General features: G+C 62.0%; 21 protein-coding genes. 11 read left to right on the top strand and 10 right to left on the bottom strand.

Translation table 11 applies throughout. The features are described from left to right. The first annotated feature begins 58 nt into the window (after positions 1-58). Together P0D73_RS07530 and P0D73_RS07525 are read left to right on the top strand one after the other, a co-directional pair. Complete coding sequence (locus P0D73_RS07530) at positions 59-1,000, top strand: NAD(P)-dependent oxidoreductase (RefSeq protein ID WP_408430644.1); 942 nt, start codon at positions 59-61, stop codon at positions 998-1,000. 83 nt (positions 1,001-1,083) lie between these two features. Further along, on the top strand, positions 1,084-2,676 hold the full coding sequence (locus P0D73_RS07525; protein ID WP_408310817.1) for an ABC-F family ATPase: 1,593 nt from the start codon (positions 1,084-1,086) through the stop codon (positions 2,674-2,676). 87 nt (positions 2,677-2,763) lie between these two features. Here the strand turns inward: P0D73_RS07525 and P0D73_RS07520 are convergent, their stop codons facing one another. Together P0D73_RS07520 and P0D73_RS07515 are read right to left on the bottom strand one after the other, a co-directional pair. Beyond that, positions 2,764-3,960 carry an acyltransferase family protein gene (locus P0D73_RS07520; protein WP_408430641.1) on the bottom strand — a complete coding sequence of 399 codons (1,197 nt, stop codon included), beginning with the start codon at positions 3,958-3,960 and terminating at the stop codon, positions 2,764-2,766. Between the two features lie 321 nt (positions 3,961-4,281). Beyond that, entirely contained in the window at positions 4,282-4,773 is a 492-nt protein-coding gene (locus P0D73_RS07515) for a hypothetical protein (RefSeq protein ID WP_408430639.1), read from the bottom strand. 303 nt (positions 4,774-5,076) lie between these two features. On the opposite strand from P0D73_RS07515, the gene P0D73_RS07510 reads away from it, so the two are divergent. From P0D73_RS07510 to P0D73_RS07500, 3 genes are all read left to right on the top strand, one after another. After that, positions 5,077-6,501 (top strand): aldehyde dehydrogenase family protein, encoded by a 1,425-nt coding sequence (locus P0D73_RS07510; protein WP_132374185.1) that lies wholly within the window; start codon positions 5,077-5,079, stop codon positions 6,499-6,501. Between the two features lie 129 nt (positions 6,502-6,630). Further along, positions 6,631-7,821 (top strand): NAD(P)H-dependent flavin oxidoreductase, encoded by a 1,191-nt coding sequence (locus P0D73_RS07505; protein ID WP_408430636.1) that lies wholly within the window; start codon positions 6,631-6,633, stop codon positions 7,819-7,821. 71 nt (positions 7,822-7,892) lie between these two features. Beyond that, a complete protein-coding gene (locus P0D73_RS07500; RefSeq protein ID WP_408430633.1) occupies positions 7,893-8,549 on the top strand; it encodes an OmpW/AlkL family protein in 657 nt (218 codons plus the stop codon). 149 nt (positions 8,550-8,698) lie between these two features. On the opposite strand, the gene P0D73_RS07495 is transcribed toward P0D73_RS07500, so the two are convergent. From P0D73_RS07495 to P0D73_RS07485, 3 genes are all read right to left on the bottom strand, one after another. Beyond that, positions 8,699-8,902, bottom strand: a complete 204-nt coding sequence (locus P0D73_RS07495) for a DUF1289 domain-containing protein (protein WP_132374188.1) — start codon at positions 8,900-8,902, stop codon at positions 8,699-8,701. Between the two features lie 159 nt (positions 8,903-9,061). After that, the gene (locus P0D73_RS07490) at positions 9,062-10,390 is read right to left on the bottom strand and encodes a phospholipase A (protein ID WP_408430630.1); all 1,329 of its coding nucleotides are present in this window, start codon (positions 10,388-10,390) and stop codon (positions 9,062-9,064) included. Positions 10,391-10,667: 277 nt separating this feature from the next. Further along, positions 10,668-11,972, bottom strand: coding sequence for an Nramp family divalent metal transporter (locus P0D73_RS07485; protein ID WP_408176147.1), 1,305 nt, complete (start codon positions 11,970-11,972; stop codon positions 10,668-10,670). 521 nt (positions 11,973-12,493) lie between these two features. Here P0D73_RS07485 and P0D73_RS07480 point away from each other — a divergent pair. The 5 genes from P0D73_RS07480 (at position 12,494) to P0D73_RS07460 (ending at position 17,115) form a co-directional block, all read left to right on the top strand. Then, positions 12,494-13,594 (top strand): polyamine ABC transporter substrate-binding protein, encoded by a 1,101-nt coding sequence (locus tag P0D73_RS07480; protein ID WP_132374191.1) that lies wholly within the window; start codon positions 12,494-12,496, stop codon positions 13,592-13,594. A 92-nt stretch (positions 13,595-13,686) separates the two neighbouring features. Beyond that, positions 13,687-14,853 (top strand): ABC transporter ATP-binding protein, encoded by a 1,167-nt coding sequence (locus tag P0D73_RS07475; RefSeq protein ID WP_408430626.1) that lies wholly within the window; start codon positions 13,687-13,689, stop codon positions 14,851-14,853. After that, positions 14,850-15,779: an ABC transporter permease subunit gene (locus P0D73_RS07470; protein ID WP_408176150.1), complete on the top strand. Its 930-nt coding sequence runs from the start codon at positions 14,850-14,852 to the stop codon at positions 15,777-15,779. Before P0D73_RS07475 ends, P0D73_RS07470 begins: the two co-directional genes overlap by 4 nt. Next, positions 15,779-16,597, top strand: coding sequence for an ABC transporter permease subunit (locus P0D73_RS07465; RefSeq protein ID WP_132374193.1), 819 nt, complete (start codon positions 15,779-15,781; stop codon positions 16,595-16,597). The genes P0D73_RS07470 and P0D73_RS07465 overlap by 1 nt, the downstream gene beginning before the upstream one ends. A gap of 152 nt (positions 16,598-16,749) precedes the next feature. Continuing rightward, positions 16,750-17,115 (top strand): fimbrial protein, encoded by a 366-nt coding sequence (locus tag P0D73_RS07460; RefSeq protein ID WP_408430623.1) that lies wholly within the window; start codon positions 16,750-16,752, stop codon positions 17,113-17,115. A gap of 159 nt (positions 17,116-17,274) precedes the next feature. On the opposite strand, the gene P0D73_RS07455 is transcribed toward P0D73_RS07460, so the two are convergent. The 3 genes from P0D73_RS07455 to P0D73_RS07445 form a co-directional block, all read right to left on the bottom strand. Next, positions 17,275-18,681 carry a methyl-accepting chemotaxis protein gene (locus tag P0D73_RS07455; protein WP_408430620.1) on the bottom strand — a complete coding sequence of 469 codons (1,407 nt, stop codon included), beginning with the start codon at positions 18,679-18,681 and terminating at the stop codon, positions 17,275-17,277. A 566-nt stretch (positions 18,682-19,247) separates the two neighbouring features. Further along, positions 19,248-20,237, bottom strand: a complete 990-nt coding sequence (locus P0D73_RS07450) for an alpha/beta fold hydrolase (protein WP_408430617.1) — start codon at positions 20,235-20,237, stop codon at positions 19,248-19,250. Positions 20,238-20,343: 106 nt separating this feature from the next. Beyond that, positions 20,344-21,834: a flavin-containing monooxygenase gene (locus tag P0D73_RS07445; protein WP_408287417.1), complete on the bottom strand. Its 1,491-nt coding sequence runs from the start codon at positions 21,832-21,834 to the stop codon at positions 20,344-20,346. A gap of 145 nt (positions 21,835-21,979) precedes the next feature. Between P0D73_RS07445 and P0D73_RS07440 the strand changes: the two genes are divergently transcribed. Next, positions 21,980-22,678: a TetR family transcriptional regulator gene (locus P0D73_RS07440; RefSeq protein ID WP_408430615.1), complete on the top strand. Its 699-nt coding sequence runs from the start codon at positions 21,980-21,982 to the stop codon at positions 22,676-22,678. 101 nt (positions 22,679-22,779) lie between these two features. On the opposite strand, the gene P0D73_RS07435 is transcribed toward P0D73_RS07440, so the two are convergent. Further along, positions 22,780-23,979, bottom strand: a complete 1,200-nt coding sequence (locus P0D73_RS07435) for a tetratricopeptide repeat protein (protein WP_132374199.1) — start codon at positions 23,977-23,979, stop codon at positions 22,780-22,782. A gap of 88 nt (positions 23,980-24,067) precedes the next feature. Then, a complete protein-coding gene (locus tag P0D73_RS07430; protein WP_132374200.1) occupies positions 24,068-24,748 on the bottom strand; it encodes a PspA/IM30 family protein in 681 nt (226 codons plus the stop codon). Between the last annotated feature and the right edge of the window lie 267 nt (positions 24,749-25,015).

Here is a 25,015-nt window from a genome sequence, read left to right as displayed (position 1 = left end):
GGGACGCCGCCGTTATCATGTCCGCGCAACTCAATCTGACATGCGACGAGGTTCCAAAGTGGAAATTGGTTTTTGCGGTCCTGGTTTGATGGGCGCGCCGATGATCCGGCATCTGCTGCGCGCGGGGCATACGGTGCATGTCTGGAATCGCACGCGGGCCAAGGCGGAAGTGCTGCTGGCGGACGGCGCTCAAGTGGTCGAGACACCGCGCGAACTCGTCGCACGGTGTGAAGCCGTGCTGCTGTGCGTGGCGGACGCGGCGGCAGTGGAGCAAACCGTGTTCGGCGCCGCGGGCCTGCTGAGCGCCGATGTGCCCGTACCGGGCCGGTTGCGCTGGATCGTCGATCACTCCAGCATTCCGCCGGCCGCGACGCGCGCCTTCGCGCAGCGCGCGGCGGCGCTAACGGCGGTTCGCGCGGACGCAGGCGAGGGCGAGCGCGAGGCGGTCGGCAGCGTCGGCTGGATCGACGCGCCGGTGTCCGGCGGCGTGGCCGGCGCGACGGCCGGCACGCTGGCGGTCATGGCGGGCGGCGCCGCAGCGGACGTCGAGGCCGTCAAACCGCTGCTCAGCGCCTACGCCGCGCGTGTCACGCACATGGGCGACGTTGGCGCGGGCCAGACCGCGAAGCTGTGCAATCAGGCCATCGTCACCGCGACGCTGGCGGCGATTGCCGAGGCGGTGAGCCTCGCGCAGCGCAGCGGCCTCGACGCCTCCCGGCTGACTGAGGGTCTCGCCGGCGGCTGGGCCGATTCGGTGCTGCTGCAGACGTTCGTGCCGCGCATGACGCAAAGCGGCCTCGCGCCGATCGGCGCGTTTCGGACCTTTCAGAAAGATATCGACACGGTGGCGGCCACCGCGTACGAGACGGGCACGCCGATGCCGGTGTCGTCGACGGTCCAGCAATTGCTGCGGCTCGGCGCGGCGATGGGGCTCGGCGAGGCCGACCTGTCGGCCTTCATCGACGTTTTGCAGACGCCGCGCGGCGCCCAAACCCGGTAGCGCGACGCGCGTGCGGGTTGAATTCGCGATAACCTGCTAGAATGTTAGGTTTTTCGCCGATATCACATTCAAAGGGACGCGCCGTGCTGTCTACCGCCAATATCACCATGCAATTCGGGCCAAAGCCCCTCTTCGAGAACATCTCGGTCAAATTCGGGGAAGGGAACCGCTATGGCCTGATCGGTGCGAACGGCTGCGGCAAATCCACCTTCATGAAGATTCTGGGCAGCGACCTGGAGCCGAGTTCGGGCAGCGTCATGCTCGAGCCGAACGTGCGCCTCGGTAAGCTGCGCCAGGACCAGTTCGCTTACGAAGACGTGCGCGTGCTCGACGTCGTGATGATGGGCCACACGGAAATGTGGGCCGCCATGACCGAGCGCGACGCGATCTACGCGAACCCCGACGCGACGGACGACGACTACATGCACGCCGCCGAACTCGAAGCGAAGTTCGCCGAGTACGACGGCTACACCGCCGAAGCGCGCGCGGGCGAACTGCTGCTCGGCATCGGCATTGCGATCGAGGACCACAATGGCCCGATGAGCAACGTGGCGCCCGGCTGGAAACTGCGCGTGCTGCTCGCGCAGGCGCTGTTCTCGAAGCCGGACGTGCTGCTGCTGGACGAGCCGACCAACAACCTGGACATCAACTCGATCCGTTGGCTGGAAGACGTGCTCAACCAGTACAACTCGACGATGATCATCATCTCGCACGATCGACACTTCCTGAACCAGGTTTGCACGCACATGGCCGACATGGACTTCGGCACGCTGAAGGTCTATCCGGGCAACTACGACGACTACATGCTGGCGAGCACGCAGGCGCGCGAGCGTCAGCAGAACGCCAACGCGAAGGCGAAGGAACGTGTGGCCGATCTGCAGGACTTCGTGCGCCGCTTCTCGGCGAACAAGTCGAAGGCGCGTCAGGCCACCAGCCGCCTGAAGATGATCGACAAGATCAAGATCGAGGAATTCAAGCCGTCGTCGCGGCAGAACCCGTTCATTCGCTTCGAGTACGAGAAGAAGCTGCACAACATCGCGGTGGTGGCCGACAAGATCTCGAAGAAGTATGAGCGCAGCATTTTCAACGACTTCAGCATCAGCGTGCAGCCGGGCGAGCGTATCGCGATCATCGGCGAGAACGGCGCGGGCAAGACCACGCTGCTGCGCTCGCTGCTGGGCAGGCTGGAGCTCGATCACGGCACGGTGAAGTGGGCCGAGAACGCGAACGTCGGCTACATGCCGCAGGACACGTACGAAGAGTTTCCGGACGACGTCACGCTGATGGACTGGATCGACGGCTATCGCAAGGAAGGCGACGACGAGCAGATGGTGCGCGGCACGCTCGGCCGGCTGCTGTTCAATGCCGACGACATCCGCAAGTCGGTCAAGGTGCTCTCCGGCGGCGAGAAGGGCCGCATGATCTGGGGCAAGCTGATGCTGGGCCGCCACAACGTGCTGCTGATGGACGAGCCGACCAACCACATGGACATGGAATCGATCGAGTCGCTGCAGATCGCGCTCGACAAGTTCGAAGGCACGCTGATTTTCGTGTCGCACGACCGTGAGTTCGTGAGCGGTCTGGCGAATCGCGTCATCGAAGTGAAGACCAATGGCACGTTGAACGACTTTGGTGGCAATTACGAAGACTTTTTGCTGAGCCAGGGCGTGCAGTAAATCGTCGGTTTTCTGACTATCAGAGGCGTGCAACTCGAAACGGTTGCACGCCTTTTTTTTATTGCTGGCGGCCCATCGGGCCCGATGCTATTCGACCAGCACGCTGCTCGATCTTGTGGCGCCGGTCGGAAGATGTTGAATGACCCGGCGCCCCAGGCGAATGCCGCCTCGCTCTATGACGTAATAGGTAGCAATCGAGATAGCGATGATACAACCATAGGTCAGAAACGTAACGAGCCAGAATCTTTGGACGGTGAATACAAGATTCGCGTTGTAACGGGGGAATTGCATCAGGACATTGATAACCAGCCCATGCAACAGGTAAATGCTGTAACTCACATTGCCAAGCCGCTTCGTGCCCGAGGCGGTCAATATTCCAAATACCGAAGCACCTGAAGCCACGAGAAAGAAAGATATGCCAAGAAGAACGGTTCCGAGCTTCGAATAAGGGCTACCGGAAAGGAAGATTGCCGAGGCAACGGCGACAATCGCGAAAACTGAGCGAATAACACCATGTCCCCTAAGTTTGGGGTATGAGCGAAGCAGGCTCGCCGTGAGCATTCCGATTACAAAGTGCTCGATGAAGACGACGTTCAGATCGTCGACCACACCACTGCCAAAGAGCAAAACGATCAAGGTTGAAGCGGTGATTGCAACCGTAGCCTTTTCGCGGGCGACAATTGCGAGCAGCGGAAGTGACATATAGAAGAGCCATTCGTAATGAAGGCTCCACGTTTGTCCGACTACCCCCAGATACTCAGGATGTTTGAGAAATGGGATAGGTTGATTGACGAGGCCGAAAAAAAGCCATTGCGAGAGTTGTGCAACCGTTTCACCATGCGTCTGAGCGGTAGCGATGCCCACATGACGAATGACAAATATAAAATACGCGACAATCAGCAGCAGGTAGAGAGGGTAAATCCGGAATGCGCGATTGATATACAGCTCAAGCCATTTAATGTTTCCCTGGCGATCAAGCAGGCGTCCCCAAAACAAATACCCGGTAATCATGAAGAAAATCGACACTGCACCTGGCCCAATGAACGCATAGAAAGGTGATGGCGGCAACCCGGATGTTCCTTGCTTCATGTTGTATGCGGTCATCACAAAGTGATGAAATACAACCGCTGAAGCAAGAATCCCACGCAATCCGTCAATCGAATCCAGTCGATGTTGATGCGCAACAGGGGCGGTATCGAGAAACGAAAAAGCCCGCTTCGGCGACAGAATGAGGATCGTGAGACCGAGAATGACCAGGGTAGGCCATATTGAAAGCATATTCATAAAAGTTTTCCCCTGGCCGGGGCTTTCCGAGCGGGGACCTGGCATTTGTCGATGCCGGATGGTACTACATCCAGTACCAACGATTTCCCGACGGTTTTTTTGTCCCACGCACGTTGATGGAGTCCGTGCATATTCTGGGTGGTTGATTTCGAAGATGCATTGGCGCCATGTCGCACGACCGTGAGTTCGTGAGCGGTCTCGCTAATCGCACCATCGAAATGATGACCGACGGCCCAGCGACTTCGGCGCCAACCAAGAAGACTTCCTGTTGAATCAGGGTGTGCAGCAAGACTGACGCATCGCGGGGCCCTACCCGCCGCACTACTGCGCGGGCGGCTGACCCGACGACAGGATTGTGCTTAACTTCGTGCCGCCGATGGACTCGCAACCCGGTGGCTTAGGCTCCGTCCACTGCACGGCAACGCCGCGCACTACCGGGCGGACCATGCGCCACGGCCAGAAGCCGAAACGCTGCGATCCGGTGTACTCGACGATCGCGTCCGCACCGCGCACCTGGGCGTACTCAGCCATCTTGGGCAGGATGTCCTCGACGCTGCCGTAGGTGCCCTTGCCGATCTTCAGATCTTTGATGATCCTGTATTTCTGGCTCACGGGCGGGAGATGTGCGAAGAAGCAGAAGTCACCGAGACCGCCTGGGAGATTAACCGCCGAGTGTGGCGCTGCCGTGGTGTTGAGTTCGGTCTCAGATGTGGCTTCCGCCGAAGACTCAGCCGCATGCGTGGGACTTGCCGTGATACCGATAGCAAGCAATGCGGCAATCAGCCGAAGTTCGGTGTGTCGTGTGGGGTTCATGGTTGGTCTCGACGATGCGCGCGCCGGAGGGCGGCACTTTCTTATGAAGTCGGATAGTAAGCGAGCGAAGCGCGGCTGGCTACCCGATTGCGTGGTTTATTCGTCGCCGCGTCTGCACGTACGCTGGGCTTCTGAGACTGCCACGGCCCGAGGAGCCACTCTTCGCCGCATCACGTTGCACCCGCAAAGCCCGCTTCTTCGAAGCGGGCTTTTTTCATGGCACGCGCCTCGCGCATCGGCCTTCCCCACAGCGCTGGTTAGAATAGAAGACCATTCCGGAGACACAGACAGGGACCGACCATCATGAAGACCTACGAGCAACTCTATATCGACGGCAAGTGGATCGCACCGTGCGGCACCGGCACGATCGACGTGATCGACTCGGGCACGGAAGAGATCATGGGCCGCATCCCTGAAGGCGTCGAGGCCGATGCCGAAAGCGCGATCGCCGCCGCCCGCGTGGCGTTCGACGGCTGGGCCGCGACGCCCGCCGCCGAGCGCGGCGAATATCTGCGCAAGATCGCCGCGAACCTGAAAGCGCGCACCGACGAACTGGCCGGCTTGATCGCGGGCGAAGTCGGCATGCCGCTGAAGCTCGCGCGCGCCATTCAGGTGGGCGGCCCCGTCTACAACTGGGGCGCGTACGCGAAGCTCGCGAGCGAATTCCAGTATGAGGAACGCGTCGGAAATTCGCTGGTGGTGCGCGAACCGGTCGGCGTGGTGGCGGCGATCACGCCGTGGAACTATCCGCTCAACCAGGTCACGCTAAAGGTCGCGGCCGCGCTCGCCGCAGGTTGCACGGTGGTGCTCAAGCCGTCGGAGATTGCGCCGCTGAATGCGTTCGTGCTGGCCGAGGCGATCCACGAAGCCGGGCTGCCGGCCGGCGTGTTCAATCTCGTGAGCGGTTATGGACCGGTGGTGGGCGAGGTGCTGGCGAGCCATCCGTCGGTCGATATGGTCTCGTTCACCGGCTCGACTCGCGCCGGCAAACGTGTGTCCGAGCTGGCTTCGGCGACGGTCAAGCGCGTGGCGCTCGAACTCGGCGGCAAGTCGGCGTCGGTGATTCTCGACGATGCGGATTTTGCCGCGGCGGTGAAAGGCACGGTCAGCGCGTGCTTCCTGAACTCCGGGCAAACCTGTTCGGCGCATACGCGCATGCTGGTGCCCGAATCGCGCTACGACGAAGCACGCGCGCTGGCGAAGCAGGCCGCCGAGGCCTACGTCGCCGGCGATCCGCGCAATGAAACGACACGTCTCGGCCCGTTGGCGTCGGCGGCACAGCAGGCGCGCGTGCAGCAGTACATCGCGAAGGGGATCGAGGAGGGCGCCGACCTGGTGACGGGCGGCGCGGGCTTGCCTGATGGACTATCGAAAGGCTTCTTCGTCAAGCCGACCGTGTTCGGCCGCGTGCATCCCAAGGCGACGATCGCGCAAGAAGAAATCTTCGGCCCGGTGCTGTCGATTCTGACCTATAAGGACGAAGAGGAAGCCGTTCGGATCGCCAACGATTCGCCGTATGGTCTCGGCGGCGCGGTATGGGCCGGCAGCGACGAGCGTGCCGCCGGCGTCGCTCGGCGGATTCGAACCGGCCAGGTCGATATCAACGGCGGCACGTGGAACATGGCCGCGCCGTTCGGCGGTTTCAAGCAGTCGGGTTTCGGCCGCGAAAACGGGGTCTACGGACTCGAAGAGTATCTCGAACTCAAGTCCATGCAGTTCAAGGCGTGATTCAGCTGACCGACGTCAACCGAAGAGCACACATGACCTGGACATTCGCCGGCTCATTGACCTGAAGCAACGCAGACTGCGCCCGACCGACGATTATCAGCGTTTTGATAATCCGCCATCGGGCCAGTCATGCTCACCTCTCATTCCTTCCCACCGCTCGTCATTCGCGGCCGCTCGTTACTGCCGATCGTGCAAGGCGGCATGGGCGTCGGCATCTCGGCGCACCGGCTGGCCGGCAGTGTCGCCCGTGAAGGCGGGCTGGGCACCATCGCCAGTATCGACTTGCGGCATCATCATCGCGATCTGATCGAACGTTGCCGCGAGTCGCCCGATCGGGCCACGCTGGAAGAAGCCAATCTCACCGCGCTGGCCCGCGAAATCCACGCCGCCAAATCACTGAGCGAAGGCCGCGGCATGATCGCCGTCAACGTGATGAAAGCGCTCAGCGCGCAAGCCGACTACGTGCGCGTCGCGTGCGAGAGCGGCGCCGACGCGATCGTCATGGGCGCGGGCCTGCCGCTCGATCTGCCGGACATGACCCAGGGCCATGACATTGCGCTGATTCCGATTCTGTCGGACAGTCGCGGCGTTGCGCTGGTGCTGAAGAAGTGGATGAAAAAAGGCCGTTTGCCCGACGCGGTGGTGATCGAACATCCGGCGCATGCGGGCGGCCATCTCGGCGTCAACAACCTGGCCGATCAGCACGATCGACGCTTCGATTTCTTCCGCATCCTCGAAGAACTCGACACGGTCTTCACCTCGCTCGGCCTGAACCGTCAAGACGTGCCCTTGATCGTTGCGGGCGGCATCAATAGTCACGAAGCCGTCCGTAAGTTGTTGAGCGCGGGCGCGAGCGGCGTGCAGCTCGGCACTCCGTTCGCGGTCACCGAGGAAGGCGACGCGCATCCGAACTTCAAGCGCGTGCTGGCCGAAGCCACGCCGGAGGACATCGTCGAATTCGTCAGCGTGACGGGACTGCCCGCGCGCGCCGTGAAAACGCCATGGTTGATGCGCTATTTGCGCCACGAGACGAAGATCCGCGAAAAAGTCGGCGCGCTCAAACACGTCTGTCCGACTGCGCTCGAATGCCTCAGCGCGTGCGGCTGGCGCGACGGTATCGAGAAGTTCGGCCACTTCTGCATCGACACACGGCTCGCGGCGGCATTGCGCGGCGATGTGGCAAATGGTCTGTTCTTCCGCGGCCGTGAAGCGTTGCCGTTCGGCACGGCGATTCGCAGCGTGCACGACCTGCTCGAACTGCTGCTCACAGGCTCGACGCGACCGGCTGTCGCAGGGCGCTGGGCATTCTCGCTGGGTTGATACGCGTCAACCTGCCGCGCGACGAGAACTTCGACAATCCCCGCACGCAAACAAACAAAGCGGGGAAGCACATGAAGTACTCATCCAGAAACAGAATCAGAACGACCGTCATCGCTTCGAGCCTGCTGTTCGCGGGCGCGCTCGCGCCGCAAGCGCATGCCGCTGGCGACGACACGATGAGCGGCATTCACGCCGGCGACGTACTGGTGCGTTTGCGCGCGATCAGCATCATGCCGAACGTGAGCACGACCGGATCGCTGACCACGCTCAACGTGGGTGTGAACAATGCGATCGTGCCGGAGCTGGATCTGACGTACATGATCCGTGACTACCTCGGCGTCGAGCTGATTCTCGGCACGTCGCGGCATCAAGTGACTTCGAGCCTCGGCGGTCTCGGCGGCGTGAATGTGTTGCCGCCCACGCTGCTGCTGCAATATCACTTCAACCACGCGGGGCGGATTCGTCCGTATGTCGGCGCGGGTCTCAACTACACGCTGTTCTATAACAACGGCCTGAACGCGGGCGGCCGGCCGATCTCGATCACCAATCACAGTTGGGGGCCGGCGTTGCAGGCGGGCGTCGACGTGCAAGTCACCAAGTCGTTGTTCGTCAACGCGGATATCAAGAAGATCTGGATGCACACGGATGCTTCGCTCGGCGGTCAGGCGCTCGGCCGCTTGAGCATCGATCCGGTGGTGGTTGGGTTGGGTGTCGGGATGCGGTTCTGATCGTCACACGTTGCTTGCGCGCTTGATCAGCCGTAGTCGCCATGCAGGAACGCCGCGGCGCGGTTCGCGCCTCGGCGTTTTCTTTCAGGTTTCAAGTTTGAGCGCGACCCGAGCGCAACCATGCGACCGGGGAAGCTGGGAAAGCAATCCTATAGCTTGTCGTTCGCAAAGCGCATCGCCGAGCCTTCCTGCTCGATGCGAACCCACACGGCGCGCTTTTCCTCGTCGCTCAGGAAAACCCAGTTGGACACCTCGGTGGCAGTGCGGCCGCAGCCTTTGCAGACGTCGTCGAACAGCGTGGAACAGACGCCGATGCACGGGCTGTCGGGAAGATCGTGGAGATTCGAGGCCATCGGAAACCTTGGGGCGGAGAAGCGAAGTTCCGCTATGTTAACCGATGCGCGCGATGCGCCTCGCCGTACGCGACCGGCATGGCTGCGGTTCGCGCACGGTTGGCAGCATCCGCCGCACGTTTTGCCGCATGTTTCGAGACACGGTAGCGCCCGCTCGTGTCAGCGCGCGATGCTGTAGCCGATCCGCGCCATCCAGTGCTGACGGTTGTTGTAGTCGAGCAGGTCCTCGCCGTAGCCGTTGAAGTAGCCCACCCAGACATAGCCGCCCCACGCGCTGCCCAGCAGTTTGGCGAGCGGATAGGTGAATTGCGTATCCACGCTGCCGTACCAGTGCTTGGTGCCTTTGCGCAGCGTGGTCGCCAGTTGCCAGCCGTCCGGACTGCCGTATTTGACCAGCAAGTCGACGTAGCCGCGATAGTCGGCGATATCGGGGTTGCTGCTCGTGCCGAGGTAGTAGTAGATCTTCGGCGACACGCTCAGGTGGTTGGCCGTCAGATCGCCGAATTCCCAGGTCGGCCGGATGAATGGCATGTTGATGCTGCGCGAGTCCGCTCCGGCCTTGCCATTCGATTCGTGCGCGACGCCTGCCGCAAAACCCATGCGAGTGAAGAACGGGCTCTGCCAGCCGGTATCCGGCACGTAGTAGAACAATTGCGGCGAGTAGGTCGTGTCGCGGAACGGGCGCGAATCGGCGGACAGATCCCAGATCGAAGTTTGCGTGTACGCGAAGTACAGGTTGTCGAGGAAGGCCTTCGAGCGCAAATCGTCCGGTATCAGGATGCGGTATTTGAAGCTCAATTGCAGCCGCGCGTTCGTGTCGCCGTTGTGACCGAAGGCGATGTACATCGGATCGTAATAGGAGAGGTGCGAGAGCACGCCGCGTCCCGTGGTCGCGAGCGAGTCGCCAGGCGGCGAGATCGCGTCGCCGGTCGGGCCGCCGACCACGGCTGCCGTCGCCGCGGCTTCAGCGGGCGTGGTCGCTTGAGTTTCCGCGCGTTCCGCCTGGGCAATCGCGTCCTGCTGCGGTCCGCGATTGATCGCGACGAGCGCCGGCGACGCATCGAAACCCACTGGGTCGATGCGCACCTCGCCACGCGCCGACTGCGGCCAGGGCGCCGAGAAACGCACTTTGCGGAATTGTCCCGAGCGCAGATGCAACGTGTCCGGCACGCCCGCTTCGCGCTGCAAATCGAGCGGCTGTGGTGACACTTCGCCGGCGCTCAGCGTCACGCGAATGGTCGGCGGGACGGTGATGGTCAGGGGCTTGGCGTCGTCGGCGGAGTAGAGCAGCGTGATCTGCAACGGCTCGTTGGCCGCGGCCACGCGAGCGGGTTGCAGCATCGCGACCGTTGCGCGCGCCTCGCCGGACAGCACAGCGCAGACGACGAGCGTGGCGAGCAGCGTGACGCGGGAGAAGCGCGCCATGAGTTGACGAAACTGAGGGAAGGCGTTGCGGGCAAGGCGGTCGATCGAGGCGTCAAAGCGCATGGGGCTGTCGTCCTGGAGCAAGGGCAGCGAGCGAAACGGACGCGGCAGCCATCGAAAGACGACACGTGCAAGGCACACCGGACCGATCGCGCGGAAGCGCTGAAGGGCGCAAAAAATGGGCACAAAAACGGCTGCCGCAAGAAACCCGGCAGCCGAGATGGAAACAGGCCGCACGGCCGGCGCGCCGCAGCAGCGGGCAGCGTCGCCGGTCATGGCGAGATACTCAGAGAATACTTACAAAGTCACTTCATTGACAGCCTGGTCGAGAAACGGTCTTTCAGCTGCCGAACGTCAGTTGCCACAACAATGCGCCGTTGAGCATGATGATGAACGCGGCGGACAGCCACGCGAGCACGAGCGGCGCGCCGCGCACGCGCCAGCCGCGCATTAGCGCCGCGTCCGACGTGAAGCGGATCAACGGCACGACCGCGAGCGGCAATTGCAGGCTCAGCACCACCTGGCTTGCCACCAGCAACTGATTGGAACCGTGCTGGCCGAATAGCGCGACCGCGAAGAGCGCCGGTCCGATCGCCAGCCCGCGGGTCAGCAGGGCGCGCTTCCAGCGCGGCAGCCGGATGCGCAGAAAGCCTTCCATGACCGCCTGGCCGGCCAGCGTGCCGGTGACGGTCGCGCTCAGTCCGCAGGCGAGCAGCGCCGCCGCGAACAGGATGCCGGCCCAATGCGTGCCGACGAGCGGCGCGATCAGGCGGTGGGCATCCGCGAGATCGGTCACGTCTCGATGGCCGCTCACATAGAACACGGCGGCGGCCACGATCAGCAGCGCCGCATTGATCACGAAAGCAAACGAAAGCGAGCCAAAGGTATCCAGATTGACGACGTGCAGCGCGACCTTGATCTGCGCGTCGCTGCCGTCCGGCGCGTGATGCTTGACGAGCGCCGAGTGCAGATAGAGGTTGTGCGGCATCACCGTCGCGCCGACGATGCCCGCCGCGAGCCACACCATGCCCGCATTGCGCAGCAACTCGACGCTCGGCACGCTGCCGGCGAGCGCCGCGTGCCAGTCCGGGCGCGCCAGTGCAAGCTGGACCACGAAGCACAGGCCGACGAAGCCGATCAGCGCCGCGATCACCGCTTCCAGTTTGCGGCCGCCTTTCTGCTGGAGCGCGAGCAGCGCGAAGGTGCAGACCGCCGACATCAGCACCCCGACCGTGAGCGACACGCCAAGTAGCATTTGCAATGCGACGGCGCTGCCGACCACCTCGGCGACATCGCACGCGATGATCGCAACCTCGCTGGTCAGCCACAGGAAGAGGGTGCCGCGGCGGCCCGTGCGTTCGCGGCAGACCTGCGCGAGATCGCGCCCGGTCACGACGCCCAGGCGCGACGACAGCCATTGCAGCAGCATTGCCATCAGGCTCGACAGCAGCACCATGCCGAGCAGGCGATAGCCGTAGCCGGCGCCGGCGCCGAGCGCGGTCGCCCAGTTGCCCGGATCGATATAGCCGACCGCGATCAACGCGCCCGCGCCGACGAACGAGAACCAGTGCGGCGGACGTGCCGGCCCATCGCCCGGCAGACGCCTGCGGCGGTTGGGACGCAATGCGAACGGATTCGTGTTCATCGATGCCTGAGGTTCAAGACTGCATCCTCTTGCAAGCCACGTGCCCGCTGCGTGTGCGGCGGGCGGCGCGTCGAGGCCAGGAAGCGATAACGCGATTTGCGGCGCGCTGTCGTTCGGCCTTCGAGAGCCTTCGAGAGCTATTGTGCACTGTCGAACGCTTCGCGGCTTGAGTGCGCTTCGACCTTAGCCGTCCGGCATAAAAGTCACGCCATGCGGCCATCGGTCACCACCGTTTGCGCGAGCGAGGCGCGCCCTACACGGCGTCAACTTGACAACAAGATAACGGCGCGGCCGTTAAGGGTGTTTTTTTCGGGTAGACACGCGCGCATAACCCGCTAAAATTGCGGCCAATTTTCCAGCGGTGCGGCTTGCGCTGTACCGTTTGCGCGACAGCCTGGCAATTTTTTTGGAGCGCGCAATAATTGATGGTACTTTTCGGGTTTTTCAGGGGAGCCGCGGGCGCAGTGCCGCGGCGTAGGTGGGGACGGTCGGCAACGGGCCGGTCAGGATTGGAGAACGGAATGAAAAGACGGGTAGTGGGGCAGGTGGCGGCGCTGGTCTTGTGCGCGACGCCGTGGTTGACGGCTGCTGCGAAAGACACGCAGCTCAACGTGTATAACTGGTCCGATTACATCGCCAAGGACACCATCCCGAACTTCACAAGGCAGACCGGCGTCCAGGTCAAATACGACAACTACGACAGCGACGACACGCTGCAAGCCAAGCTCCTCACCGGCAATTCCGGCTACGACATCGTCGTGCCGACCAGCAACTACGCCGGCAAGCAGATCGCCGCCGGTATCTTCGCGCCGCTCGACAAATCCAAGCTGCCGAATCTGAAGTACCTTGATCCTTCGCTGATGGCGCTCGTCGCCGGGGCCGATCCGGGCAACAAGTTCACGGTGCCCTGGGCATACGGCACCACCGGCCTTGGCTACAACGTCACCAAGGCGCAGCAGATTCTCGGCAAGAACGTGCCGCTCGATAGCTGGGACGTCCTCTTCAAGCCGGAAAACATTTCGAAGCTGAAGGCTTGCGGCGTCTCCGTGCTCGACGCGCCGGACCAGATGTTCGCCGCCGCGCTGCACTACATCGGCAAGGATCCAATGAGCACGAACCCGGCCGACTACCGCGCCGCGCTCGAGATGATGAAGAAGATCCGCCCGTACATCACGCAGTTCAACTCGTCGGGCTATATCAACGACCTGGTCGGCGGCGACGTGTGTTTCGCGTACGGCTGGTCGGGCGACGTCGTGATTGCCAAGCATCGCGCGGTCGAAGCGAAGAAGTCTTACAAGGTCGAGTATTACATTCCGAAGGGCGGCGCGCCGGTGTGGTTCGACGTGATGGCGATTCCGAAGGACGCGAAGAACAAGGAAGCCGCGCTCGAGTGGATCAACTACATCGAAACGCCGCAGGTTCACGCCGCGATCACCAACGCCGTCTACTACCCGAGCGCCAACCTCGAAGCGCGCAAGTACGTGGACAAGGACGTGGCGAACGATCCGGCCGTGTATCCGCCGCCTGACGTCATCAAGACCCTGTTCCTGCTGAAGCCGTTGCCGCCGGAAATCCAGCGGCTGCAAACGCGGCTGTGGACTGAATTCAAGTCCGGCCGCTGACCCGCGGCCAGAGTGAACGGGTAAGCATCATCATGAAGCCCTCGGTGTTCACCGGGGGCTTTGTTCGTCAAACGCCGGAGTAAAGCATTGTGATGAGTAGTGACCAGTCGGGCGCGCTGGCAGGGGCTGTCGCGCCGTCCCCGAGCCTGAACGCCGTTACAGACGACGCCACGGAGAACTTCGTCCAGGTCGTCGATGTCGTGAAGAAGTTCGGCGAGACCGTGGCGGTCAAAGGGGTCAATCTGTCGGTGAAGAAGGGCGAGCTGTTCGCGCTGCTCGGCAGTTCCGGCTGCGGCAAGTCCACTTTGTTGCGCATGATGGCCGGACTCGAAAGTGTGACCTCGGGCAAGATCCTGATCGACGGTGAAGACCTCGCGCAATTGCCGCCGTACCGCCGGCCGGTCAACATGATGTTCCAGTCGTACGCGCTGTTTCCGCACATGACGGTGGAGGGCAATGTCGCCTTTGGTCTGAAGCAGGAAGGTGTGCCGAAGGCCGAGCTGAAGGATCGCGTGCAGACCGTGCTCGAACTCGTGCAGATGGGCCGCTTCGCGAAGCGTAAGCCGAATCAGCTGTCGGGCGGCCAGCAGCAGCGCGTGGCGCTCGCGCGTTCGCTGGTCAAGCGGCCCAAGCTGCTGCTGCTCGACGAGCCGATGTCCGCGCTCGACAAGCAGATCCGTCAGCGCACCCAGATCGAACTGGTCAACATTCTCGACAAGGTCGGCGTGACCTGCATGATGGTGACGCACGATCAGGAAGAGGCGATGACCATGGCGAACCGCCTTGCCGTGATGAGCGAAGGCGAGATCGTTCAGCTCGGCACGCCGCACGAAGTGTACGAGTATCCGAATAGCCGTTTCTCGGCCGAGTTCATCGGCTCGACGAATCTGTTCGAAGGCCATACCGTCGAAGACGAGCCCGATCATGTGTTCATCGAAACGCCCGACCTGCCGTGCCGTTTGTATGTGAGCCACGGCATCACCGGTCCGCTCGGTATGCCGGTGACGATTTCGGTGCGCCCCGAGCGTATCGCGCTCACGCGCAAACCGCCTGAAGGCGCGTACAACTGGGGCAAGGGCGTTGTCACGAATATCGCGTACATGGGCGGCTATTCGCTCTATCACGTGAAACTCGGCGCCGGCAAAACCGTGATCGCCAACGTGACGAGCCTCGCGCTGACCGAGATCGATCCGCCTACGTGGGGCGATGAAGTGTACGTGCGCTGGAGCGCATCGGCCGGCGTGGTGCTGACGTCATGAAGCGCTCGTTCAATTCTTTCGCCACGTGGCCGGTGCGGCGTTTCAATCTGACCGGCCGCACCGCGGTGGTGGCCGGTCCGTTCATCTGGCTGCTGCTGTTCTTCCTCGTGCCGTTCCTGCTGGTCGTCAAGATCAGCTTTGCCGATTTGCAGCTCGGCATTCCGCCCTACACGGAGCTGACCAAATTCGCGGACGGCGCGATTCACATCACGCTCGACCTGTCGCATTACGCGTTTCTGCTGACCGACAGCCTCTATTTCGCGACCTACGTGAATTCCGTGGTGGTCGCCGCGATCTCGACGCTGTTTTGTTTGCTGATCGGCTATCCGATGGCGTATTACATCGCGCGATCGAATCCGGCCAGCCGCAATCTGCTGATGATGGCCGTGATGCTGCCGTTCTGGACGTCGTTTCTGATTCGCGTGTATGCGTGGATCGGGATTCTGAAGAACAACGGCTTGCTGAATAACTTCCTGATGTCGATCGGGCTGATTCACACGCCGATCGAGCTGTATCACACGAATACCGCCGTCTATATCGGCATGGTCTATTCGTATCTGCCATTCCTCGTCATGCCGTTGTACGCGCATCTGGTGAAGATGGACATGACGCTGCTGGAAGCCGCCTACGATCTCGGCGCGAAACCGTGGAAGGCGTTCTGGCAGATCACCTTGCCGCTCTCGAAGAACGGCATTATCGCCGGTTGTTTGCTGGTGTTCATTCCGGCGGTGGGCGAGTACGTGATTCCCGAATTGCTGGGTGGCGCGAACACGTTGATGATCGGCCGCGTGATGTGGAATGAGTTCTTCGACAATGCCGATTGGCCGATGGCGTCCGCCGTGACGTGCGCAATGGTGTTGCTGTTATTGGTGCCGATGGCGTTTTTCCAGTACGCGCAGGCGAAGGCGATGGAGGAAAGGCGCTGATGAAGCCGAACCGGATTTTGCAGTTGATTGCCCTGGGGATCGGGTTTCTGTTTCTTTATATACCGATCGTCAGTCTGATTGTGTATTCGTTCAACGAATCGCAACTGGTCACGGTGTGGACGCGGTTTTCTACGCGCTGGTATGCGGCGTTGTTGCAGGATGACGAGCTGATCGCGGCGGCGTGGTTGTCGTTGCGGGTGGCGCTGTTGACGGCGTTTGCGTCGGTGATCATTGGGACGTGGGCCGGCTTCGTGCTCGCGCGGATGGGGCGGTTTCGCGGCTTCACGCTGTATACCGGGATGATCAATGCGCCGTTGGTGATTCCTGAGGTGATTCAGGGGATTTCGCTGCTGCTGCTGTTCATCGAAATGGCCAAGTGGTTGGGATGGCCCGCCGGGCGTGGCATTTTCACGATCTGGATCGGGCATGTGATGCTGTGTATTTCTTATGTGGCGATCATCGTGCAGTCGCGGGTGAAGGAGTTGCATCCTTCGCTTGAAGAGGCGGCGCTGGATCTTGGGGCTACGCCGTTGCGGGTATTTTTCTTTATTACGTTGCCGTTGATTTCTCAAGCGCTCGTTTCTGGGTGGTTGCTGTCGTTTACTCTGTCGATCGATGATCTGGTGTTGTCGGCGTTTTTGTCGGGGCCTGGGTCGACGACTTTGCCGCTGGTGGTTTTTTCCCGCGTGCGGTTGGGGTTGAATCCGGAGATGAATGCTTTGGCTACGCTGTTTATTGCTGTGGTGACTGTTGGGGTCGTGGTTGCTAATTATTTTATGCAGCGGGCGGAGAGGAAGCGGGCGGTGATGGCGGTTTGAATTTTTTGGTTTTTATTGGGGTTGGTCTTGTGGTGTTGGCCTTCCTTCAATTCATGTCGGTCTATTAGCGTTGCCCCGCACGGGGGCAACGTTGGGGGAAACCCTCCTTTTTTCTAACCTGCGATTCGTGCGATTCGTGCGATTCGACAACCTTGCGCAAAGCATCTGGTCAGAAAACAGCCACGCCATTCAATATCGCACTAAACAATTGCGACCAAGGCACCGCCGTCAGCGTAACGCTCACCGATGCGTCCAATATCTCGAATCGTTCCACCACGCTGAGCCTTGCGCCAGACTCTACCGCGGCGGGCGTAGGCCTGCAGCTGCTGAATGGATCAACGACTATCGCCTATGGCACAGACTCCGCGTCGGCGGGCAATCAGAATCAATGGTTTGCCGGCACTGCGTCAGGCAGTTCGATGACGATTCCGCTGACCGTTCAGTACGTCCGTACGGACGACGCGCTGACCCCCGGCACGGTGCGAGGTCTGGCGACTTTCACGATGGCGTACGAGTAGGATCACCAGGCATCATCAAGCAGACCTTCCGCTCGATGTCACTCTCCGATACGTGTGAGGTCAGTTGCAGATCGCGTTGTTTGATGCGGAAAGCGAACAGTGCAACTTTGTCCGAAGGCCAACACAATAAGAAACAAACCGGAACAAAACCAAAAAAACTTAAACCTTATACCCAACCCGAACCCCACCCCAATGCCGCCCGTTAACAAAAACAGGCGCCGACGCATCCTTCATCAACACAAACTCTCCACCCCCCATATCCCGCCGATACGTCTGCAGCAAAAACCGCTTGGTATGTGAAGCCGCAGCAATCCCGGTCCGGTCATCGAACATCCGCCGGTTCCGGCAATTCGCCGTATTCCAGACCACATCATCATCACGCTGCGGCAAAGAGAACTTCAGATTATGCGTCGGCAAATAACCCCGCAAATCGACAGCCGCACAAAACGCTACTCGCGGATCGAGATCAAGCAAAGGCTCCTGAATAGCCGGCAACACTCGGTCGGTCAACGCAGTAAACCGCGTCAAAAACTGCGGGGGGTTACTTCCAGCCACCGGCACATAGTGCTGATCGAACAGATCCTCAAGCGACACTTCACCACGCGCCACGGCCGTTTCGAATGCCTTGCTCACGGCGGCTGCCGCGTGCTGCACGGCCTCGATGAAACGCGTATCCGCCGTTTCCACACCGGTCGCGGCGGTCAGTTCGATCAGGGTTTCGGAAACACCGAGCAGATTCCCCAAACGGTCTTTCGCCTGCACGAAGTTTTCGCTCGAATCCTCGACGCCGCTCGCCATTTCCAGCACCTGCGCCTCGAGTCCGCCGCACTGCGATTCGATCTCGCCGGTCAGCACGGCGATCTGTCCCGCCTCGTCGTTCAGATGCGCGATCGCATCGCCAGTTGCATGCACGACGTCGCCGATCTTGCGCGTGCCTTCGCGCACCCGGTGCGCCCGCGCGGTGTTCACGGAACCTTCGCTGATCAACTGCTCGGTCTGTCGCGTGAGCTGCGCCAGCGTCGTCTCGATCTGCCCGGTGGCTTGCGCGGTCTTCGCGGAGAGGTTCTTCACCTCGGCCGCGACCACCGCGAAACTCTTACCGGAGTCGCCGGCGCGCGCGGCTTCGATCGCGGCATTCAACGCCAGCAGATGAGTCTGACGCGCGATCAGCGAGATCTCCTCGGAGACGCGGCTCACGTGCGCCAACGCGCTGCGCAGCGCGCCGATCTGGCTTTCGATGACCGTCACGCCTTCCACGAGTCCGTGGATGTCGGCAAGCGACGCTTCGAGCGTCTGCTGCGATTCCTGCACGCCGGTCGCGGCTTCAGTGGATACGTGGCTCATTTTCCGCGCGGCAGCGGCAATGCGATGATTGCCCGCGAGCGTCTGCGCAGCCGATTCGCGCAGCGCGCGGCATACTTGCGCCTGACGTTGCACGCGCGCGGCCACTTCCTCGACGTGTCCCGATACGTCGCAGATCTCGATACCCAGTTTGCCGGCTTGCGCGGCAATATCGCCGACGACCGTGTGCGAACGGGCCGCCCGGCGAAAGCTGAAACGCGTCATGGTGGTCTCCATTGTCGACCAGAGTTGGCGCTTTAGCGCTTACTCTGGTCCCATGCAAAGCGGTCGACCAGAGTTGGCGCTTTAGCTGTCGGCCGGAGTTCGCGCTTTGCGCGTTACTCCGGTCCCATGCGAAGCACTTACTCTGGTCCCATGCAACAGTTTGCTGATGGCGCGCTCGGCGCATTCAGTTGGCGCAGCCACCCTGAACGGATGCAGCGTCTTCTCGATGCGTTTACGGCGGACTTTCAAGCGACTTGATACGGGGTATCCCGCAGTCGTTATGATGTGCGGTCAAACTGTGATCCACAGCCTTACCCGTAGACCTTTCCGTTTCTTACCGGCAACCGATGATCGACTCCTTCGCGCGCGTTTCGGGCTGGCAACAGCTCTATCACCTGTGGCAGCTGATCGTCATGCTCTGCAAATTTCTCTGGGGACTGTTGCGTTTGCTGGGCGGCGGCTGAGCGCGTCGGCGCGGCGCGAGGGAAGGGCGTGCGAGATCCGCTCGGCGTGCACGCGCGAAGCATCGATCGAATGATTGGAACAACAGGAAGAAAGCAGCCAGGTCAGGCCGGCGCGCGACGGGTGCCTTCGTCAACTGAAACATCCGCGCCGCGCGTGCCAAGAAACGCGCGCAGATCGGCCATCACGCGCTCGGGCGCTTCTTCCATCGGAATATGGCCGAGCCCCGGATACATGACCGACTTCGCGCCCGGAATGCGGCTTGCAAATTCGGCTGCGTGCGCAGTCGGAATCCAGCGATCCTTCGCACCCCACAGCACCAGCGTCGGCACATCGAGTGTCTTCAGCACGTCGGTGTCGACGTCCTTGAAGTCGAGCGTGGGCACCATCTTGCCGATCGCGGTGCGCGTGTCTTCACCGTGGAAGAACTCGACGTAACGCCGCAGCGTCACCGCGTCGATCTTGCGCGGATCGCCATAGACGTTGCGCACCGCGCTCTTGACGATGACTTCAGGCAGCAACCACGGCGAACTGACCCGCACCAGCGCGCTGTTGAACAGGGCGATGTAAATCGGCAGTTTCATCGGAAAGCCGGCCGAGTCGATGAGCACGAGCCGTTCAACGGCTTCGCGATGGCGCACCGCATAGTCCCACGCAATCAGCCCGCCGAGCGAATTGCCGATGAAGGTCGCGCGCGAGATGCCGAGTGCCTGCAGGAACGTGTCGATGAAACGCCGATAGGTGTGCAGATTCATCGTTTCGATTTCGCCGCTGCCGGAGCGCAGCGGTCCTGTCACGCCGAACGGCGGCAGGTCGAGGCGGATCACGCGATGCTCGTGCCTGAGTTCATCGGCGACGCGATTCCACGTGTGCAACGAAGACGCGAAGCCGTGAATCATCACGATGAGTTCGCCGCTGCCTTCGTCGACGTAATGCACGTCGGCGCCCATGATCTTCACGAATCTGGAGCCGCTTTGCGTGTAGCGCCGGCGCAATTCGTCGCGCGGCACGCTGGTGATGCCGAGGCGCGCGGCGAGCGAGCGCGGCGGCAGCGGGGATGTCGAGGCGGGCGTGCCGGAGTCGATACTTGCCATGTTTTGTTGTCTCCCGTGCAGTTCGATTTTGTGGTTCGCCTGGCCGCGAATCGGATTGCATTGGCGGCGTCTCGCTCTCCCAGTCCATCAGCCGCAGCGCATGGCCTCAGGGCGCGAAGCGATAGTCGTGCGGACGCACACGCCGCGTCCGTTTGCGAAAGCTGAAGGTGAAGCCGGGCCACAAGGCGGTGACCTTGCCGCTGCGGGTCTGATACCAGCTACGACATCCGCTCGCCCACACGGAGTGCTGCATATCCTTCTGCAAACGCGCGTTGAATTCGCGTTGCACGTCGGGCCGCAGATTCATCGTGCGTGCGTTGCGGCGACGCAGTACGCGCAGGCAATCGGCGATGTACTGCACCTGCGACTCGATCATGTAGAGCAGCGAGTTGTGGCCGAGCCCGGTATTCGGGCCGACGAGCATGAAGAAGTTCGGGAAGTTCGCCACGCTGACGCCGAGGTAGGCTTCCGGCCCGTCGCGCAGCCACAGGGCGCTGAGATCCGCGCCGTCGACGCCGGTCACGTCGAACGGCGCGCCGACGTCGTTGACCTGAAAGCCCGTGCCGCAAATGATCGCGTCGGCGGGGTGATGCACGCCGTCTTCGGTCACGATGCCGTCGGCGACGATCTCGCGGATGCCGCTCGTCACCACGTCGACGTTCGGCTGGCTAAGCGCGGGATAGTAGTCGCTCGAGAGCAGCACGCGCTTGCAGCCGAACCTATAGTTCGGCGTGAGCTTGGCGCGCAGGGCAGGGTCCTTGACGCGTCGTTCGAGATAACTCAGGCCGAACTTCATCGGCACCTTCATCAGTTTCGGATTGACCACGAACGCGATGGCGCGCGATTCGAGCTGCCAGTAGATCGCGCTGCGCACGAAGCGCTGCGTGAACGGCAGATGGTGGAACAGCCATCGGGCACGCGCGTCGATCGGCTTGTCGGGCTTGGGCATGACCCAAGGCGCGGTGCGCTGGAACAGATCGAGTTGCGCGACGCGCGGCTGGATTTGCGGCACGAACTGGACCGCGCTCGCGCCGGTGCCGATCACCGCGACGCGTTTGCCTTCGAGCGCATACGCATGGTCCCAGCGCGCCGAATGAAACAGCTTGCCTTCGAAGCGTTCGAGCCCGGCAATCCGCGGCATCGCCGGACGGGACAGCGGACCGCTTGCGGCGATCACCACATCGGCCTCGATGGTTTCGTGCACGCCGTTCACGTCGATCTCGACGTGCCAAACCTGGCGCGCTTCGTCGAAACGGGCCGCAGCCACGCGCGCGTTGCAGCGCACGTAACGCTCCACGCCATATTTGCGGACGCAGTGCTTCAGATAGGCGAAGATTTCCGCCTGGCCGCCAAACGCGCGCGACCACGCGGGATTCGGCTCGAACGAAAACGAATAGAGATGCGAGGGCACGTCGCAGGTCGCGCCGGGATAGGTGTTGTCGCGCCAGGTGCCGCCGATATCGCCGGCCGCCTCGTAAATCGTGAACGACGTGATGCCCATTCGCAGCAGACGAATCGCCATGCCGATGCCGGCAAAGCCGCTGCCGATAATCGCGATGCGTGGCGCGGCAGGTGGGGCGGATGAGGCAGGCGTCACGGCGGTCTCCGGCAGGGGGCGAGTTTCAGGCGTCTACATGTGTCTACTGCAGCATAACGCGCAGGGTAGACAACTGTGCACCTGACGTCAAGATCGTTTAGAGTACTGCTATTAAACGCGCCAGGCGCGCATCGATTGAAAACACATGACATCCGTACCGGAAGCGGCAGCCGCCGCGGAGCACGGCGCTGCCGCGGGCCAGGAATTGCCGGCCGGCAAGCGCAAACTGATCGAAGCCGCGTTGCGTCTGACCGCCGGCGGCCGCAGTTTTACGAGCCTGGGTTTGCGCGAACTGGCGCGCGAGGCCGGGCTCAATCCCAATACGTTCTATCGTCATTTCGACACGCTCGACGATCTGGCGCGCGAAGCCGTCGAATCCGTGAGCCGCCGTTTGCGGCCGATGCTGCGGCGTGAGCGCTGGCTCGCCGCGCACGACGAACCGCATAGCGTGCCGCGTCGCGCCTGCGTCGCGTTCTTTGCGTTCGCGCTGGAAAACCGCGAGGCGTTTCTGAGCGCGCTCGCCGAATATCATGGTACATCGCGGGCATTGCGCGAGGCGGTGCGCGCGAACCTGCACGAGGTGTCGGCGGAAATGGCCGACGACGTGGTGCAACTGGAATTGATGCCGACGCTTACGCGTGAAACCGTCGACGAAGTCTGCACGCAGATCGTGCTGCAACTCTTTCATCTGTCGGCTGACTATATCGACGCGGACGACGCGGACGACGCGCGCCGCGATGCGCTGATCGCGTATGCGGAGCGCTTCATCGTCAGGCTGTTCGCGGGGGCGGTGTTGATGGCGCAGCACGAGCCGGAAAGGGCGTTGGCACCGATACACGTGTGAAGCCTTAAACGAATCGCCAAAACGAAACGGGCTCCGTAATGGAGCCTGTTTTCGTGACGCATGCTTGTCCGGCTGATTCAATTTCAGCCGCGCAGCGAAGCTCAGGTGTTGTCGTTCCAGCTGCCGGAGTCGTCGCTGCTGCCCAGGTCGACACCGCCGCCGTTGTCGTTCCAGTCGTTCGAACCCTGGCCGAAGTCGAGGCCGCCGCCATTGCCGCCATCGTTGCCACGGCGGCGCGCTTCGTCGTCGACGACCACATCGCGCTCAACCACGCGCTCACGCCCGGAGTTCAGCGCTTCGCCGAGCAGCACACCGGTCAGCAGACCACCCATGCCGCCGCCGAAACCGCCGCCGCCTTGCTGCACGATAACAGGCGGCTGTTGCTGATACGGTCCTTGCTGTGGATAGGGCGCTTGCGGCGGATTGCCGAAACGTTCGGCTTCCTGCGCATACGGCGACTGCTGCTGCGAGCTGGCGGCCGGCGCGGCATACGGATCGGGCCGGCCTTCGAGGCGCGCGCGCATGCTGCCGAGGCGTTGCTCGAGTTCGTCGAGCTGATACGGCGGCAGCGGATTCTTGCTGCCCGACAGTGTTTCGACGAGGCCGCGCAACTGGTCTTCAGTCGCTTCGACTTCCTTCTCCAGCGCCTCATGACCCTGCACGGTGGAGAGCTTCACATCGAGCTTGAGCGAACGGACGGTGTTGAGCATCTCCGTGGCGCGCTTGAGTTGCACGCGACGCTCGTCGTCGGCGCGCGTATCGCCTTGCGTGCGGGCGCGTCGCAAGGTCCAGCGCAGCACCAGCGCGATCACGCCGACGAGGACCAGAATGCCGATCCACATACCCATGCCCGGACCATGCCGTTGCGGCGCTTGCGGGACCATCGCCGACTGTTGCTGCACGGACGGCGCCGTCTGCTGCTGCGCGAACGGGTTGGGCGCGCGGCTGGTCGTGTTGCCGCCCGCGGCGCCTGCGCGTTCCGCGTCCTTGCGAATACGCGCTTCGGTTTGCGCGAAGCGGGTCGGGTCCGTGAAGCGGATTTGCGGGTCGAGTGTCTTGGCCTGCTGTACCTGGGCGAGCGCGTCGGCGGAACGGCCTTCGCGATCGAGCACCTGGGCGTACAGATAGTGGGCGCGCGCATTGTTCGGATGCGCCTGCAGCACTTCGCTCAGACCGGCGTCGGCCTGTTGCCAGTTGCCTTGCGACATGGCCGATTCGATCTGCTGAACGGTGGGCACAGCGAACGCCGCGGCCGACACGAACAGCAGTGAGGCAAACGCGGTTGCGAGAAATTTTTTCATTTACGGACCGGGCGCATTGCGCCCGTCTCCTTCAGTCGATTCCGGCGGCTCACACGAAGGCCGCCGGTATGTACTGCTGCCGACGCAATTACTGGGCCGGCGTATTGATCTGCTTCTTCAATGCTTCGAGACGATCTTCGACGGACGGACCGCGGTTCAGATCCGCGAGCTTGTCCTCGAGCGCCTTGCCGCTCTTCACATCAGCCGAATTCAGGCGTGCGTCCGAACGGGCATTCGACAACGCGACCTTGTCTTCGAGCTTCTGGAAATCTTCGGACAGATTCTTGCCGCCGATGCCGCCCAATGCCGTGGCTGCCACGTCTTTCGCCTGCGCGATCTGCTGCTTGGCTTGCAGAATGTTCGAGCGTGCGTTCAGGTCGTTGCGACGCGTGCGCATGTCTTCGATCTGACTCTTGAGCTGCGCCACCGACGGCTCCAGCGTAGTCAGTTCCTTCGCGAGCGCATCGCGTTCGGCTTCGGCCGTGGCTTGCGCGCCGAGGGCTTCGCGGGCGAGCGCTTCGTCGCCGGATTGCAGCGCGCGTTTCGCGCCGTCTTCGTATTTCTTCGCCTTGTCCGCGGCAACATCGCGCTTGCTTTGCTGCGTGGCCACTTGCGCCTGGATCTCGATCAGCGAGTTCTCGGCTTTGGCGATGCTCTCGTCGAGTTCGCGCACGATCTGGCGCGAGTCGCGCGACGGATCCTGCACGGAATCGGCTGCGTCGTTCAGGAGACCTTTAAGCGTGCGCGAAATGCTGTCAAAAAGCGACATGAAAACCTCCAAAGAATGTAAACGGCGCTGAATAATCCCGCGCGCTTAACTGCATTCAACTGCTACTTTACGCCGCTGCGCGCGAAGCTGCGCAACGTTCGGACCGGAGTTCGGGGCGTGCGCGCCGATTGCAATAGCGGCGACGTAAATTGTTCGATTCGAATATCGAGTGACAAACAGCTCAAAGGTTAAATCGCGCGGCGCGTCATTCAGCCGCTCGCGGATATTACACCACGCGCTCTCTTAAAACCGACTTAAAGGGCGCGA

It is taken from the genome of Paraburkholderia sp. RL18-101-BIB-B, from assembly GCF_046026985.1.
Lineage (GTDB): Bacteria > Pseudomonadota > Gammaproteobacteria > Burkholderiales > Burkholderiaceae > Paraburkholderia.
The sequence above is the reverse complement of the archived record's forward strand: the minus strand, read 5'-3'. Positions and strand labels throughout refer to the sequence as shown.

What these genes read in the sequence shown, in the direction of transcription:
- P0D73_RS07430 (WP_132374200.1), bottom strand. Translation starts at nt 24,748, where the DNA reads ATGTCGCTTTTTGACAGCATTTCGCGCACGCTTAAAGGTCTCCTGAAC.
- P0D73_RS07510 (WP_132374185.1), top strand. Translation starts at nt 5,077, where the DNA reads ATGAAGACCTACGAGCAACTCTATATCGACGGCAAGTGGATCGCACCG.
- P0D73_RS07490 (WP_408430630.1), bottom strand. Translation starts at nt 10,390, where the DNA reads ATGCGCTTTGACGCCTCGATCGACCGCCTTGCCCGCAACGCCTTCCCT.
- P0D73_RS07465 (WP_132374193.1), top strand. Translation starts at nt 15,779, where the DNA reads ATGAAGCCGAACCGGATTTTGCAGTTGATTGCCCTGGGGATCGGGTTT.
- P0D73_RS07485 (WP_408176147.1), bottom strand. Translation starts at nt 11,972, where the DNA reads ATGAACACGAATCCGTTCGCATTGCGTCCCAACCGCCGCAGGCGTCTG.
- P0D73_RS07440 (WP_408430615.1), top strand. Translation starts at nt 21,980, where the DNA reads ATGACATCCGTACCGGAAGCGGCAGCCGCCGCGGAGCACGGCGCTGCC.
- P0D73_RS07495 (WP_132374188.1), bottom strand. Translation starts at nt 8,902, where the DNA reads ATGGCCTCGAATCTCCACGATCTTCCCGACAGCCCGTGCATCGGCGTC.
- P0D73_RS07455 (WP_408430620.1), bottom strand. Translation starts at nt 18,681, where the DNA reads ATGACGCGTTTCAGCTTTCGCCGGGCGGCCCGTTCGCACACGGTCGTC.
- P0D73_RS07450 (WP_408430617.1), bottom strand. Translation starts at nt 20,237, where the DNA reads ATGGCAAGTATCGACTCCGGCACGCCCGCCTCGACATCCCCGCTGCCG.
- P0D73_RS07480 (WP_132374191.1), top strand. Translation starts at nt 12,494, where the DNA reads ATGAAAAGACGGGTAGTGGGGCAGGTGGCGGCGCTGGTCTTGTGCGCG.
- P0D73_RS07520 (WP_408430641.1), bottom strand. Translation starts at nt 3,960, where the DNA reads ATGAATATGCTTTCAATATGGCCTACCCTGGTCATTCTCGGTCTCACG.
- P0D73_RS07470 (WP_408176150.1), top strand. Translation starts at nt 14,850, where the DNA reads ATGAAGCGCTCGTTCAATTCTTTCGCCACGTGGCCGGTGCGGCGTTTC.
- P0D73_RS07435 (WP_132374199.1), bottom strand. Translation starts at nt 23,979, where the DNA reads ATGAAAAAATTTCTCGCAACCGCGTTTGCCTCACTGCTGTTCGTGTCG.
- P0D73_RS07475 (WP_408430626.1), top strand. Translation starts at nt 13,687, where the DNA reads ATGAGTAGTGACCAGTCGGGCGCGCTGGCAGGGGCTGTCGCGCCGTCC.
- P0D73_RS07505 (WP_408430636.1), top strand. Translation starts at nt 6,631, where the DNA reads ATGCTCACCTCTCATTCCTTCCCACCGCTCGTCATTCGCGGCCGCTCG.
- P0D73_RS07515 (WP_408430639.1), bottom strand. Translation starts at nt 4,773, where the DNA reads ATGAACCCCACACGACACACCGAACTTCGGCTGATTGCCGCATTGCTT.
- P0D73_RS07500 (WP_408430633.1), top strand. Translation starts at nt 7,893, where the DNA reads ATGAAGTACTCATCCAGAAACAGAATCAGAACGACCGTCATCGCTTCG.